This is a genomic window from Porphyromonas gingivalis ATCC 33277 (genome assembly GCF_000010505.1).
Taxonomy (GTDB): Bacteria; Bacteroidota; Bacteroidia; order Bacteroidales; family Porphyromonadaceae; genus Porphyromonas; species Porphyromonas gingivalis.
In genome coordinates this window covers 1,735,635-1,751,065 of record NC_010729.1, presented here as the reverse complement: position 1 = coordinate 1,751,065, position 15,431 = coordinate 1,735,635, and the positions used below count along the sequence as shown (strand labels likewise).

The 15,431-nt window shown below is 46.7% G+C and carries 11 protein-coding genes; 3 read left to right on the top strand and 8 right to left on the bottom strand.

The features are described 5' to 3' along the window. Positions 1-127: 127 nt before the first annotated feature. Together PGN_RS07440 and PGN_RS07435 are read right to left on the bottom strand one after the other, a co-directional pair. Positions 128-436 (bottom strand): cell division protein ZapA, encoded by a 309-nt coding sequence (locus PGN_RS07440; RefSeq protein WP_004584930.1) that lies wholly within the window; start codon positions 434-436, stop codon positions 128-130. 6 nt (positions 437-442) lie between these two features. Then, a complete protein-coding gene (locus tag PGN_RS07435) occupies positions 443-739 on the bottom strand; it encodes a hypothetical protein (RefSeq protein WP_004584931.1) in 297 nt (98 codons plus the stop codon). Between the two features lie 1,072 nt (positions 740-1,811). Here PGN_RS07435 and PGN_RS07430 point away from each other — a divergent pair. The 3 genes from PGN_RS07430 (at position 1,812) to PGN_RS07420 (ending at position 6,127) form a co-directional block, all read left to right on the top strand. Next, positions 1,812-2,126, top strand: a complete 315-nt coding sequence (locus tag PGN_RS07430) for a hypothetical protein (protein WP_039417382.1) — start codon at positions 1,812-1,814, stop codon at positions 2,124-2,126. A 43-nt stretch (positions 2,127-2,169) separates the two neighbouring features. Next, positions 2,170-2,991, top strand: a complete 822-nt coding sequence (locus PGN_RS07425; RefSeq protein WP_012458373.1) for a hypothetical protein — start codon at positions 2,170-2,172, stop codon at positions 2,989-2,991. Between the two features lie 370 nt (positions 2,992-3,361). Further along, a complete protein-coding gene (locus tag PGN_RS07420) occupies positions 3,362-6,127 on the top strand; it encodes a T9SS-dependent choice-of-anchor J family protein (RefSeq protein WP_231845236.1) in 2,766 nt (921 codons plus the stop codon). Between the two features lie 255 nt (positions 6,128-6,382). On the opposite strand, the gene mutL is transcribed toward PGN_RS07420, so the two are convergent. From mutL to clpX, 6 genes are all read right to left on the bottom strand, one after another. Then, on the bottom strand, positions 6,383-8,239 hold the full coding sequence (mutL, locus tag PGN_RS07415; protein ID WP_012458371.1) for a DNA mismatch repair endonuclease MutL: 1,857 nt from the start codon (positions 8,237-8,239) through the stop codon (positions 6,383-6,385). Next, complete coding sequence (locus PGN_RS07410; RefSeq protein WP_005873824.1) at positions 8,236-8,580, bottom strand: hypothetical protein; 345 nt, start codon at positions 8,578-8,580, stop codon at positions 8,236-8,238. The genes mutL and PGN_RS07410 overlap by 4 nt, the downstream gene beginning before the upstream one ends. Continuing rightward, complete coding sequence (locus PGN_RS07405) at positions 8,571-10,451, bottom strand: OstA-like protein (protein ID WP_012458370.1); 1,881 nt, start codon at positions 10,449-10,451, stop codon at positions 8,571-8,573. Before PGN_RS07405 ends, PGN_RS07410 begins: the two co-directional genes overlap by 10 nt. Before the next feature lie 61 nt (positions 10,452-10,512). Continuing rightward, positions 10,513-11,895 carry a peptidylprolyl isomerase gene (locus tag PGN_RS07400; protein ID WP_012458369.1) on the bottom strand — a complete coding sequence of 461 codons (1,383 nt, stop codon included), beginning with the start codon at positions 11,893-11,895 and terminating at the stop codon, positions 10,513-10,515. Positions 11,896-11,931: 36 nt separating this feature from the next. After that, entirely contained in the window at positions 11,932-14,109 is a 2,178-nt protein-coding gene (gene recQ / locus PGN_RS07395; RefSeq protein ID WP_012458368.1) for a DNA helicase RecQ, read from the bottom strand. Between the two features lie 78 nt (positions 14,110-14,187). Continuing rightward, positions 14,188-15,423 carry an ATP-dependent Clp protease ATP-binding subunit ClpX gene (clpX, locus tag PGN_RS07390; RefSeq protein ID WP_005873798.1) on the bottom strand — a complete coding sequence of 412 codons (1,236 nt, stop codon included), beginning with the start codon at positions 15,421-15,423 and terminating at the stop codon, positions 14,188-14,190. Between the last annotated feature and the right edge of the window lie 8 nt (positions 15,424-15,431).

Below are 15,431 nucleotides of genomic sequence, written 5' to 3'. Positions count from 1 at the left end.
AATTAGTAAGTAGCAGTATTACAACACACGTGTCCAAGGCCGATTACGGCAAAGACCTCGAAGAAAAGGAAAGAAACAAAGGATGAAAGGAATGAGAAGAAAAAACGATAGTAGCCCTCTCTCCCGACTAATAGCGACTTAGAAAAGCCTCCAATTCGGTATTGAGCCTGTGCAAGCGGTCATTGATCGGAGTACGATCGGCCTGTTTGCGCTCGTGTACCAAATAAAAAGCCGTATCCACCGCAGCCAGAAGCAAATGTCCGCCTGCAGGCAGTTGGGCTATATTGGGATATGATTCGCGATAACGCATGATCCGGAAGTTAAGCCTGTCGGCAGCCTGCCGATAGAGAGCCTCATCATTACGTGGTATGGCGAGCCTCAGCCGGCTCCCCTGGATGTTGAGTGTAATATTCAGCGACTCCGGATCCTTTGTCATCTTCTTTTATTCCGTTTGCAACAGGGCGATGCACCTGTCTATTTCTCTTATCAAACTTTCCAGACGCTGTTTGGACTGACGGGCTTCGTCCTCATTGGCTACGATCACCCTCGATGTCAGCAACGTCTTGTTCTTGGTTTCTGCTATGCCCAAGGCCAAATCCTGCTGTACGATCTTTTCATTTTTCGCAGCCAGTTCGGCCCGAAGAGACGAAATTTCGTTTTGCTGCTTTTCCACCAGCTCCATCAGCTTGCGGACGTTATATTCCAGCTTCGAAAGATCGAGTTCCTCTTCTCCGGTCATAGAATAATCCTTTTCCTTACAAAAGTAAATTATCCGCGCCAAACTGGCAACTAATTTTGTGTACTTGTATAAAGAGTAAATAAGACAGTCATTACGGAGAAAAAAGATTTGGTTATTTTTGTCTTCACAGAAAGGCTGCTCTGCATAATGGCTTCTCTATATTCAAGGAGCCGGTAATGAATTGAAAAAGAGAAGATTGAATAGAATTGCAAAACATAGAAATGCTACCACTCATGACCCACCGCCTTACATCCAATCGGAATATCCTCTTCGATCGGATATGCTGCAGCGATAGACCTCGATCCCGGTCGGGATTGTAGAGAACGAATCCATCAGATATGCAAATCATAGATCGACCGATAGCATCATAGCATAGGACAAGCTCCTACGCACTTGTCGCACCCGCCGAAGTTCTACGTAGAACTCGGCGGGTGCTTCTTTTATATCGGCTTCGGAAAAGGCCTTTTCGAGCCTGCGATTTATATACAAATCACTTGCGATCTATATATTTATTGAAAACGATTTATATATAAAACGAAAACCATTTATATATAAATTGAAAGTCATTTATATACAAATCGTTATTCGACTCCTCGGAAAACGAATTTCGAAGTTCGGAAGACAGTTTTCTATCCTTTTTTACCTTGGATGCCTCTCCCTTTTGGATGCTTATTTGGAATCATTCCAAACTCGTCTTCGTTGTTGAAAACTTTTTTGGAGCAAGTTTTTTAGTGGAAATTAGAAAGAGGGAGGAGAGAGGTAAGGGCTTGCCGGAACGCTATGGAAGTGACAAAAAGTATCCGGACTCAACATCACATGCCAAAAAAGAAAAAACTGATCAGGAACCGGTTACAGGCTAAAAATCGCCCGAATTCGCCTTCCTAATCAGCTTTCTGTATAGCAAATATAGTGAAAAATAATACACGGCCTTCGGATTCCTGAAAATTCAGAACAGGATGTCTTCAAAGAGATTTCGAATGTGGAGTTCTCCCTTTTCTTGGCAAGAAAACATAAAAAATGTTTGTACGGTCTCTTCTCTTGTTTTCTTTATGCAGATGATGTAATATTGTGAATGAAATCCCGATTTACCGATCTGAGGAATAGATTGCTTGTAGAAATCATCAAAAAACAGGTGGCCGGTTCGTTCGACTTGTCGATCTTCGAAAGGGTAAAACTCTATGCCGGCTCCGACTATAAATTGATTGCCACCATCACTTCTTTGTCGAGCGATGAGCTTTCGCTCAAGATAGAAGCGAACAATTTGCTTCCGTTGCTCCAATCGACAGGCCTTCCTATTCGCTTGACGACTACGACGGACAAGAATATAGAGGGGGTAAATATGTTGGCGGTGGTGCTGCACTTTACCTTCTTCATCAAGGTCGAGTAGTCGAAATAAGTCATCAGTTATATTTATCAAAAATCCAAATGTTATGAGAAAGAAGAATTTATTGCTTGGCGTTTTGGCTCTATTGTTCGCTCTGCCGGCTATTGCTCAAAACGACAACAACCTTCATGATGGAAAGATCCATTATGGAACAACTGCTTCGGTAGGTGTATTGAACGGCGTCAAAATAGAGGGGAGCGCGCGCTTCATGCCCGAACTGACAGCTCGTGCAGGCTTTGCCTTCATACCCTCTATGGCCATTGTCAACAACAAAGTGTTTGTGCCGGATGATCCCCAAGAATTGGAGGCATATCAGTCGGCATTGGGCTATACACCCGGGATCAGGGGGAATCTGAAGGTATCCTCTTTTTCCGGTCATATGTTGGCTGATTACCATCCGTTCAAGAACGCTTTCCGCGTAACGGCCGGTTTGTACTTCAACCGTCCGCAAATCAATGCCAAGGTACAGCTGATCAATCAAAATACGGGACAATCCATCATGAACGATCAGAGCACGCTCAATCCGAACAACATGCCTGTCATCACGATCAAGGATAAAGACAATCCGGCGGATAAGGTAAGCATCCAACCCTCTTCGACGGCAGAGGTGGAAGCATCGGTACATTTGGGTAGAACCGTACAGCCTTATATCGGCATCGGCTACGGATTTGCTGTTCCCGTATCGAGGGTATCTTTCTTTGCAGATCTCGGAATGCTTTTCTCCGGAAAAGCACAGATCTCGTCTCCCAATGTGATAGCGGGTGACCCGAACTTGCTGATTGACTTTTCCGAAGATGCACAGGAGGTAGTCTATTCGACACAGATACTTCCCGTGCTCAACATAGGCGTTTCGATACGATTGTTCTAAAAACGCAGGAAGCACAAACAAACAGGGAGAGGCTGTCGGGAATTTGTCCTGATGGCCTCTCCCTGTTTTATTTCATATCGAGCTCATAGTCGCTTATACGCTGACTACAGCTTTTAGATCCGGTCATTGTTGGCAAAATAGAATTGGGCAGATAGTCTTTTGATAATTCAGTATTAAAAAACAGGTTTGTTCCGAATTTTTATATTATCTTTAGACGTATAGATGGATTTTTCATGATATTGCAGTGTTACAGAGAAAATTAGTCTGACGCTTATTACCCTCTAATGAAAGGCTGGTATATGCGCTTCTATTATAGACCAAGAGATTAATAGATCGAAAAGAATTTACGAATCAAATAATGGCTATCATGATGAAAAGTATTGTTTTTAGAGCATTTCTAACGATTTTGCTCTCGTGGGCAGCGATCACGAATCCGACTGCTCAAGAGATCTCAGGCATGAACGCATCCTGTGTGGCTACTCCGGCTCAACCGGATACTATCTTATATGAAAGTTTTGAGAATGGACCTGTTCCCAATGGCTGGCTTGAGATAGATGCTGATGCTGATGGTGCCACTTGGGGAAGCCCATCAGGCTCTTTCTCTGTACCTTACGGACACAATGGCCTTTGCACCTACTCCCATATACGTTCCGGTATCTCAACAGCGGGCAACTATCTGATTACACCCAATATAGAAGGAGCCAAACGGGTCAAGTACTGGGTATGCAATCAGTATAGTACCAATCCGGAACATTACGCAGTAATGGTATCGACAACGGGGACTGCCATTGAAGACTTTGTTTTGTTGTTTGATGATTCCATAACAGGGAAACCGACTCCTCTTGTATGGCGTAGACGAATCGTGGACTTACCAGAAGGGACCAAATATATTGCATGGCGACATTACAAAGTCACCGACTCACACACAGAATTCTTGAAATTGGATGATGTCACTGTGTATAGGTCGATCGAAGGGCCCGAACCTGCTACCGACTTCACAGTAATCAATATCGGTCAGAATGTGGGACGATTGACTTGGAACTATCCGGAGGATTATCAGCCGGAAGGAAAGGGGAATGAAGAGTTGCAGCTTAGCGGCTACAACATCTATGCGAACGGTACACTACTGGCACAAATAAAAGATGTCTCCATACTGGAGTATGTGGACAGCACTTACTCTTTGCGAGACAATCCCTTGCAAGTGGAGTACTGCGTTACAGCCGTTTACGATGAAAGCATAGAATCTTCGACCGTATGTGGCACGCTGCATTACGCCACGGATGCCATCCTTTATGAAAATTTTGAGAATGGACCTGTTCCCAATGGTTGGCTTGTGATAGACGCTGATGGAGATGGATTTAGCTGGGGACACTATTTGAATGCATACGACGCTTTTCCCGGCCATAATGGAGGCCATTGCTCCTTGTCGGCTTCTTATGTTCCGGGTATAGGCCCGGTGACTCCCGACAACTATCTGATTACCCCCAAGGTTGAAGGAGCCAAACGTGTCAAGTACTGGGTAAGCACGCAGGATGCCAATTGGGCAGCGGAACATTATGCGGTGATGGCTTCGACAACGGGGACTGCTGTCGGAGATTTCGTCATATTGTTCGAAGAAACCATGACAGCGAAGCCGACCGGCGCATGGTATGAAAGAACCATCAACTTACCTGAAGGGACTAAGTACATCGCATGGCGGCACTACAACTGTACCGATATATATTTCTTGAAGTTGGACGATATCACTGTATTCGGGACTCCTGCATCAGAGCCCGAACCTGTTACCGATTTCGTTGTCTCGCTTATTGAGAATAACAAGGGACGCTTGAAATGGAATTATCCTAACGGCTACGAACCCGATAAGACTGATGATAAAGACCCATTGCAGCTTGCCGGCTACAATATCTATGCAAACGGCTCGCTCCTTGTTCACATACAAGACCCGACTGTTTTGGAGTATATCGATGAGACTTATTCTTCACGAGACGGTCAGGTGGAAGTGGAATATTGTGTCACTGCCGTTTATAACGACAATATCGAGTCCCAATCGGTTTGCGATAAGCTGATTTATGATTCTCAATCGGACATTATCTTATATGAAGGCTTTGAGGCCGGAAGTATTCCTGAAGGCTGGTTGTTGATTGATGCTGATGGCGACAATGTTAATTGGGACTATTATCCTTGGACTATGTATGGACATGACAGTGAGAAGTGTATTGCATCCCCTTCGTACTTACCGATGATTGGCGTTTTAACTCCGGATAACTATTTGGTTACACCCAGACTCGAAGGAGCCAAGCTTGTCAAGTATTGGGTAAGTGCGCGAGATGCTGTTTATTCGGCTGAGCATTATGCTGTGATGGTTTCTACTACGGGAACTGCTGTTGAAGATTTTGTCCTCTTGTTCGAAGAGACAATGACCGCTAAGGCTAACGGTGCATGGTATGAGCGAACTATTACATTGCCTGCAGGAACAAAATATATTGCCTGGCGGCATTATGATTGCACCGATATGTTTTTCTTGCTCTTGGATGACATTACGGTTTATCGTTCTACTGAGACTGTTCCCGAGCCTGTTACTGATTTCGTTGTCTCGCTTATTGAGAATAACAAGGGTCGCCTGAAATGGAATTATCCTAACGGCTACGAACCCGATAAGACTGATGATAAAAAACCATTGCAGCTTACCGGCTACAATATCTATGCAAACGGCTCGCTCCTTGTTCACATACAAGACCCGACTGTTTTGGAGTATATCGATGAGACTTATTCTTCACGAGACGGTCAGGTGGAAGTGGAATATTGTGTCACTGCCGTTTATAACGACAATATCGAGTCCCAATCGGTTTGCGATAAGCTGAACTATTCTATCACATCCTTGGATAATATTCAATCTGATACAAGCTTGAAAATATATCCTAATCCGGCATCGTATGTGGTAAGGATAGAGGGATTGAGTCGGAGCAAGTCGACAATCGAGTTGTATAATGCGCTGGGAATTTGCATATTAAGGAAAGAGACTCATTCAGAGAAAACGGAAATCGATGTTTCACGTCTCAATGACGGAGTCTACTTGATTAAAGTAGTCGGTGGAAATAAAACAACAACCGAAAAGGTAGAGATAAAGAGGCCGTGAGCTTCCTCGGGTAAGACTTATTTTTCAACACACCCAAAGCGGTAGTTTCTGAGAAAAATACCGGAGTATCTAAAGAGGGTTTTTTGTCGATTGGGGGGAGGAGATGTTTGCCTGTTTGGCAATCTCTTCCCCTTCTCCACAATGCACTTATGCCGGACAGATACTTCGGTTAATTCAATTTAGGCATTTCACTACGACCATCCCTTAGGAAAGGGCGAGCGACTGAAGGGTAAGAAATGGTATGAGAGATGCTGCCTACTCGAAGCGGCGCGCTATATCTGCCTCTTCGATGATACTGACGATGAGCTTGCCGTCCGGCGTATAGGTGGAGTCGTTCGAAGCAAAAAGCTCGGCCAAGAGATCGCTGGCCTCTTCTGCTGTCGGTGTCTTGCCACAAGGGATGGCTTGATACTCGGCTATTTGGGTGGCAATCAGTTCGAGCATTTGTTCATGCGATGATCTGCCATCTTCGAGTGTAGTATGGATGACATCCCGCACGACATCTGCCGCACAGTCTATGATTTGTACAGGTGCTGCCAGCAGCGAATAGGAAGAGACACCGAGGGGCGACAAATCGAACCCGACAGATTGGAGTTCGTCCACAGCTGCCTTCACGGCAGAAGCATCCGACGGATTGAATTCGAGGAGTTCGGGGAAGAGCAGTTGTTGCTGTTCGATATGACGTCTTGATTCGTCGGCCATGAAACGATCGTAAAGAATACGCTTGTGTGCGCGGTGGAAATCGACCAAAGCCAAACCCCTACTCAGAGTAGTCACCAGATAACGGCCGCGATGGACATAGCAGAGCATATCGGTGGAGGGAGTCGCAGATACGGCAGAGGGAGTAAAATCGGTCGAGGCGAACAGTCCTTCCGAGCGGATCGGTGGTTCTGCCATCTTCTCGGCATCTCGCTTGGCTTCGAACTGCTTGAAGAGTTCGTTCCAGCCCATATCCGGCGATTGACGCCGCGAACTGCGGATAGGCTCCGTCAGTCCGGTTTCTTTGAAGGGATTATACGATGGATCCAGATCTACGGGCGGACGAACTACGTTTTTCCCCGGGCCTTGATAGGCCGGGATGTCGATCAGTTCTTTGCGGTCGAAGTCAATGGCCGGTACTGCATTGCTGGAGCTGAGTGCTTCACGAATGACTACACCGATGAGTTTGAAAATAGCCTGTTCGTCGGAGAACTTGATTTCAGTTTTGGTCGGGTGGATATTGACATCGATCTGGGAGGGTTCAAGATCGAAATACAGGAAGTAATTGGGCATTGTTCCCTGAGGAATGATCGCCTCATAGGCAGCCATCACGGCTTTGTGGAAGTAAGGATGACGCATGAAGCGTCCGTTCACGAAGAAGTATTGCAGGGCACCTCGTTTGCGAGCACCATCGGGGCGCCCCACGAAGCCGGATATATTGGTTATGGGGCTTTTTATCCCGATGGGTATCAGATCTTTCTCCATTCTCTTCCCGAATACATCGAGGATTCTTTTCTTCAGAGGAGAAGGAGGCAGATCCTGCACCAGCTCACCCGAATGGTAGATAGAAAAAGCGACTTGCGGATTGACCAAAGCCACCCGTTCGTATTCGGTCAGGATATGCCGAAATTCCGTTTCATTCGATTTGAGGAATTTTCGACGTGCCGGTACATTGTAGAAGAGGTTCTTCACACAAAGAATACAGCCCTGTGGAGAGGTGACAGTAGCCACTTCGCCTACTTCGGAACCATTGATGGTAAGGCGCGTACCCAATTCATCTTCAGCCCTTCGGGTTAGGAGTTCTACTTGTGCAACGGCTGCAATCGAAGCCAGGGCTTCACCTCGAAAACCCATCGTCCGAAGGCTGAACAGATCCTGAAAAGAAGCTATCTTGGAAGTGGCATGTCGCTCGAAAGCCATTCGGGCATCGCTTTGGCTCATACCCTTGCCGTTGTCTGTGACGCGTATCAATTCGCGACCGGCTTCCCTGACATCCAGCCTGATAATGGATGCGCCGGCATCCAATGCGTTTTCCAATAGCTCCTTGACGACCGAGGCCGGACGTTGGATTACTTCACCGGCAGCAATTTGATTGGCGATACTGTCCGGCAGGAGGCGTATGACGTCGCTCATAAGATGACCTTAAAAACCAACCACGATAGCAAACAAACGGCTATGAGCAAAGCCAACGTGCGGAGTGTTCGTCCCGAGCGAGTGGATTGTGTCTCGCCTTGCAGCTGTCGCTCCTTCAGATGCTGGGTACCTTCCACAAATGTTCCGCGTATACGAGGGCGATAGCCGGAGTAGTCGTGTGATGAAGACTGTCCGTCCAGCTCTGCTTGCTCCTCCTGTTCTACTTCGCGTCTAATGCGTTCGATACGTTTCTCCAACTCATCGCGTCGCTGATCGTAATAGATAGGTTTGTGGTCAAAAGACCGGGGCTTACGCTGTTTATAGAATGATCCTAATCCCATAGTTTTTCTCTATTAAAGATGAATGGAGTGAAGAAAAGATCGAAGAAGCCTTCCTCTTTGGTGTCCGTAGTAGGTCGGGCAATATAAGGAGAGAGCCGGTCTGTAGGATCGGTAGCCTCTTTGCCGGCTGCAGGTGTCGGAGGAATGGAGTCGGTCTGTAGGGCAGCGATTGCCAATGAGTCTTTTCTCTCCTCTTCGGCCAGAGCCGTGTAAGCACGAAGGGCTGCCAAAGCACCGCTAAAGCGTCGCAAATCGGACAGCGATCGATGCACCTGCAAGACGGAATCCGGCTGCCTGCGGAAAAGATCCTCCTTCGATTTCGGCCTGACAGCCTCCTCCCATCGAAAAGAGGCCAAGCGTTGAAGATCGGGCGTGAGCATTTTGATCGGGTAGCCTTTGCCCGATGCCACTCCACGCAAGAGTACTTTCTTGAGTTGGCCTTCTTCGAAATCGGCAATTATAGAGGGAGCTTCGATTCGATTCATCAGATACCAGCGTTTCGATCGTTTGTGCTGTTCGTATTGGATGACTTCGGCATTGCCATGCACCTGTATCTGGCGTACAAGGCTGTCCTGCATATAGGCTCTGATATGTCTGCCGGCCAGCTGGTCATACATGACGGAATCTATCCGCCGAACGGCAAGAGCCTTGGTAAGCACATCGGCATAGTCCAGACTGTCGTTGCGGAATTTGAATCGGATCGTATCGCCGCTCAACTGGGAGTCTTCATTCCACATAATGGGGTTGTCATAAAGGTAGAGCAGAGAATCGCGAGAGTCGTACTGCATAGAGTCGGCAATGGCTTGGACATCAGTTCGATAGACCCGTACATGTCTGTACCCGCGTGCTATCCGCCTATCCTCGGGGACGCGACGCTGCGTGATCATCTCAAGCGTGTCGGCTGCTGCCCACAAGGTGTCGGGTTTGGAAAAGTCGATCATATAAGATCGTTGGGTGGCAAAAGCATAGTCTTTCTTCTCATCGTAATAACCATACTCCCCATAAAGAGAAGAACGGTTCATCGTATCGGTGAGGATCATATTGCCGAAGGCTTCGCCAAAACCGGTACGACGGTCGTAAAAGATCGAATCCCCCGTCAATTGCTTTGCCCCGTTAGAGGAATAAACGATGGAGCGATCCAGCAAAATACCTACATCGGTGTTCGAATCGTACACTCCTCGCGTAGAAACGATATAGCCGGAGTCCGATCTCATCTCCGTAGGCCCCAATATGTGACTGATCTTGGTATCTGTATTATAATGAAGTTCTTCCGTGTCCATGGTATAGTCCTTATTTTCCAAATGGACATTATCTCGGAAGATGGCATCGGATGTGGTGGGAGAATATTCTCCATAGCTGGAAGTCAGCGTATTGAGAGAGTCGACTATGCTACCACCTTCGAAATAGTAGCCCAGGTTCATAACCCGGTCATAATCCAAACTATCCGTAAAGAGAGTAGCCGAACGATTTTCCAGTCGCACTTCATGGCGAAGACGAGCGTATTTGATGTTTCCATCATAATGGAGATAGCGGGCGAACATGGATACGGTGTCACCCTGCTGCATGGAAACTTGGCCGAATGCTTCGAAAGTGTTCTCTTCCTGATTAAGATGAGCGCTGTCGCAGCGCATCACAGCTCCTTCATGCTTGATCACGACATTGCCAAGCAGACGCTGTACATCGGGGTTGTAGAGTCTGTCGTAACGGAGTTCATCGGCATGTTCGAGGATGACATGCGTTTTCCCCTTACTCCCTTTGGGAGGGGGACCTTGGAGAGAGGCAAGGGCAGAAAAAGAGAGAGTGACGATCAGAATTATCGCCCCCAGTTGTCGGCTACCGAGCCGAGATTCTCGTTTTTCTCCCTTTCTCATCTATTTGTACTCGAGACAGAAAGAAGCTCTCTCTCCAAAGAGATTTTCTTTCCACCCCGAATTATTGTCTGTCTTCAAGCCAGCCCGGATAGCGGAACTGACAGTTGCGGTAGGCAGGTTCGATGTGGATATAAGTTTCTTTTTGCTTCTTTCTTATCCATGCATCGACAACTCCTTCTTTCTTTTTGTTTAGGGCTAAGGCCTTGATCGTTTGGAAATCGGAGTTCATGTTGGCTCGGTGTCCTTCGATCAGATTTTTGATCTTTACGATGACAACCTCCTCATTACCTTTGTCCGTTTTGAGAATAAAAGGCTTGGAAACTTCACCGGGCTTCATATTGTAGACAACTCGGCTGATGTCTTGTGGCAACTCTTCGTACTTGAAGCGGGAGGAACTATAAAAATCGCTCTGCTGGAGCTTATTGACCATAAGTCCCTGATTGTTGCGCGTATCGTTATCTTCAGAGTATTGGGCAACGGCTTTTTCAAAGGTCAGCTTATTTCCTTTTATCAGGGAGTACAAGCTATCCAGCTTGTTTGTAGTTTCCGTCAAGGCAGCATCAGATACTTTGGGTTTGAGTACGATCTGTCGGAAATTGATCACATCGCCTCGTTTCTCTATGAGCTGAACGATATGATAGCCGTCGTCGGTTTTAATGATCGGGGAAACACGCTTCGTATCAGTAAGTGAAAAAACCACGCGAGCAAACTCCGCATCCAGCGAAGCCTTGCTGACAAAGCCGTATTCGCCACCCTGTAAAGCAGTCTTGGAGTCTTCGGAGTACAAACGAGCCAGCGTAGTGAAATCGCGTCGTCCTTCATTGATCTCATCCGAGAATTCGCGCAATCTCTTCTTGATAGCATCCGTTTCATGCAGAGAGATTACCGGCTTGATGGCAAGTAATTGTACCTCCACAGTTGTAGGGATATAGGGCAAACTATCCTGAGGAAGCGATGCAAAGTACTGACGAATTTCAGAAGGAGTAACCTTTACGTTTTCATCGATTTTTTTTCGCATCATGCGAACGATCTCACTATTCCGAACCTCTACACGTTGTTCTTCGCGTATCTGTGTGTACTTCCGATTGAAGTATTCTTCCATCTTTTCTTTGGAGCCGAACTGCTGGATATAATCGGCCAGATACATATCCACATACCGGTTTACATCTGCCTCATTGACTTCGATACTGTCTATCTTGGCTTGATTGAGAAAAAGCTTTTGGACGGCAATCTGCTCAGGAATATAGCAGTCTGCATTCCCTTCAAGAGGGCGTCCCGAACTGAGCAAAAAACGTTTGGTAGCCTCTATGTCTGAGCGCAGAATCGGTTCGTCTCCCACCATCCATACGACTTCGTCGATCACGTTCTTCTGTCCCATTGAGGGGAGTGCCCAGAAGAGCAACGACAACATGATTATGCAGATGCGCATTCCATTCTTTTTCATCTTTCGTACCGTATTATAGCATCATAAACTGATGCATTAGTTTGCCATTTCGGATAAGAACTTGATCCGTACCAAACGAATCTCTTCCTCCGAATAGTCCTTACCGAGTTCTTGCATAGCCTCCTCCAAAGAGTCTGTCGTGGATTCTTTGAAATACTCGAATATATCTTCCAAATGATCCTCGTCCATGACCTCGTTGATGAAGTAGTCGATATTGATTCGAGTACCGGAGTAGACTATCGTCTCGACTTCTGACAGCAATTCCGGAAAATCCAATCCATGGCTCACCGCTATATCGTCCAAAGCTACTTTACGATCGATTTGCTGAACGATGGAGACTTTCATCTTCGATTTGTTGGCGAGTGTACGTACACGCATATCCTCCGGACGTTCGATCTCGTTTTCCTCTACGTGACGACGGATCAGATCGAGGAATTCTTTCCCATAGCGAGTAGCCTTGCCGACACCCACGCCGGGAATATTCTGCAGCTCTTCGATCGTAACGGGATAGAACGTAGCCATAGCCTCCAATGAGGGATCTTGGAAGATAACGTAGGGAGGCAACTTGAGAGATGCTCCCAATTTCTTTCTGAGGTCTTTCATCATGGCGAACAGGACCGGATCCATGGCCCCACCGGAACCTCGCCCTCCCACCTTAGGAGCATCGTCATCCTCGTCCTCTTCGTTCTCATCGACGATCTTGAAAGAAACAGGTTTGAGGGCAAACTTCTTGCCTTTGGCTGTCACTTTCAGCAGACCATAATTTTCGATGTCCCGACTCAAATAGCCGGAAAGCAGTGCTTGTCTGATGACGGCTGTCCATGTTGTCTCGGTTTCATCGCTTCCGATACCGAAGACCTCTAAATCCTGATGTCCGAATGACTCTATATCAGGAGTCAATTCGCCCATCAATACATTAACGACATACTCCGTTTTGAACTGTTCCTTCAAAGCAGAAACTGTTTCCAAAACGTTTAACAATAGTTCCTTTGCTTCCACTTGCTTATACGTACTCGTACAATTATCACATGCACCGCAGTTTTCCTGAGTATAGTCCTCTCCAAAATAGTGGAGAAGCAGCTTGCGCCTACACACTCTGCTCTCCGCAAATGCTGCAGTCTCGGCCAATAGCTGACGCCCGATTTCCTGCTCGGATATGGGCTTGCCTTGCATGAATTTCTCTAAACGTTGCAGGTCTTTGGGGCGATAGAATGCAATACATTCGCCTTCTCCTCCATCTCGACCGGCACGCCCCGTTTCCTGATAATACCCTTCCAAGCTTTTGGGCATATCATAGTGAATGACGTAGCGAACATCCGGCTTGTCAATACCCATCCCAAAAGCAATGGTGGCAACGATCACGCTTATCTCTTCATTCAGAAAAGCATCCTGATTGCTCGCTCGCTCTCCGGCGTCAAGTCCCGCATGATAGGGAAGGGCTTTGATCCCATTGGCCTGCAAAACCTGGGCAAAAGTAGTTACTTTATTTCGACTCATGCAATAGACAATACCGCTCTTTCCCGGCTGGGATAGGATGTATTTGACTACGTCACGATCTACGTCCTGTGTTTTAGGACGTATATGATAAAAAAGATTGGGACGATTGAAAGACGATTTGAATACATCGGCATCCATCAAACCAAGATTCTTTTGAATATCATGCTGTACTTTCGGGGTAGCCGTGGCTGTCAAAGCGATGATCGATCGGGGCCCTATCTCATTGATGATAGGACGAATCCGTCTGTATTCGGGTCTGAAGTCATGCCCCCATTCCGATATGCAATGGGCTTCGTCTATAGCGTAAAACGAAATATCTATTTCACGCAGAAAAGCAATGTTTTCTTCTTTTGTCAATGATTCGGGAGCGACGTACAACAGCTTGGTAAGTCCATCACGTACATCATTCTTAACACGTTCGAGCTGTGTCTTATTCAAAGAAGAATTCATAAAGTGAGCGACCCCATCCTTGGCACTGAAGCTACGCATGGCATCCACCTGATTCTTCATCAGAGCGATAAGGGGAGAGACTACGATGGTCGTGCCGGTCATGAGCATGGCCGGCAATTGGTAGCATAGGGATTTCCCACCTCCCGTAGGCATCAGCACAAAAGTGTTTCGTTCGGCTAATACATTTCTTATGATAGCCTCCTGATTGCCTTTGAATCGGTCAAATCCAAAATGCCGCTGTAATTTTTCGGCCAGAACAATGTCCATAATACAACACTTGTCAGGTGTCACTCTACACTCCGGGTAGCAACTCCTTGGGGTTAGATTCTCTTGTGGGTACTCCTATTATTGATCTTGTAGCAAATCGTCAATATTCAAATGAGCTTCTGCATAAGCTTTGTCCACGACCAAAGTCTTTTTCTTACCTGATGGCATCGTGAACATCGCATCCATCATGATCGTCTCTACGATGGAGCGTAGTCCACGTGCACCCAATTTGAATTCGATAGCTTTATCAACGACGAAATCAAGCATATCGGATGTAAAAGAAACCTTGATGCCATCCATGGCAAACAGTTTTTCGTATTGCTTGGTAATGGCATTCTTGGGCTCCGTCATGATATTTCTGAGGGCATCCCGATCTAACGGCTCCAAATGGGTCAAAATAGGCAAACGACCGATGATTTCAGGAATCAGCCCAAAAGATTTCAAATCCTGCGGACGAATATAGCGAAGCATATTCTCACGATCGATATGCCTGTTTTGCAATCCGGCAGTATAACCCACAACACGAGTATTGAGTCGCTGAGCAATTTTCTTCTCTATGCCGTCGAAAGCTCCGGCACAAACGAAGAGAATATGCCTCGTGTCCACCGGAATCATCTTCTGCTCCGGATGTTTGCGACCGCCTTGAGGAGGAACATTTACGATAGAACCTTCCAGAAGTTTGAGCAAACCTTGCTGTACTCCTTCGCCACTGACATCACGCGTAATCGAAGGATTATCACTCTTACGGGCTATCTTGTCTATCTCATCGATAAAGACAATCCCTCTCTCGGCCTGTTTGACATCGTAGTCTGCGGCCTGCAAAAGTCTGGTGAGAATACTCTCAATGTCTTCCCCCACATAGCCGGCTTCGGTCAGTACCGTAGCGTCGACTACGGCGAAAGGAACATGGAGCATTTTGGCTATCGTACGAGCCAAGAGTGTCTTGCCGGTTCCCGTGGGACCGACCATAATAATATTGCTTTTCTCGATCTCTACGCCATCGCTGTCCTCTTGCTGGAGCAATCGTTTGTAATGATTGTATACAGCGACAGAAAGAAAACGTTTGGCATCATCCTGCCCGATAACATACGAATCGAGAAATTCCTTGATCTCTATAGGCCGAGGCAAGTCCTCTCTCTTCAGATTGTTCGTCTCTTCCGATTTGAATTTTTGCAACGCTTCTCGAACCACCTCTCCTGCACGGAGGGCACATTCATCGCAGATATGAGCATGGACTCCTTCGAGCATCAGGTTTACCTGCGTTCTCGGCATGCCACAAAAACTACAGTATTCTTCGTCCTTTTTCTTTGCCATGAGAAATA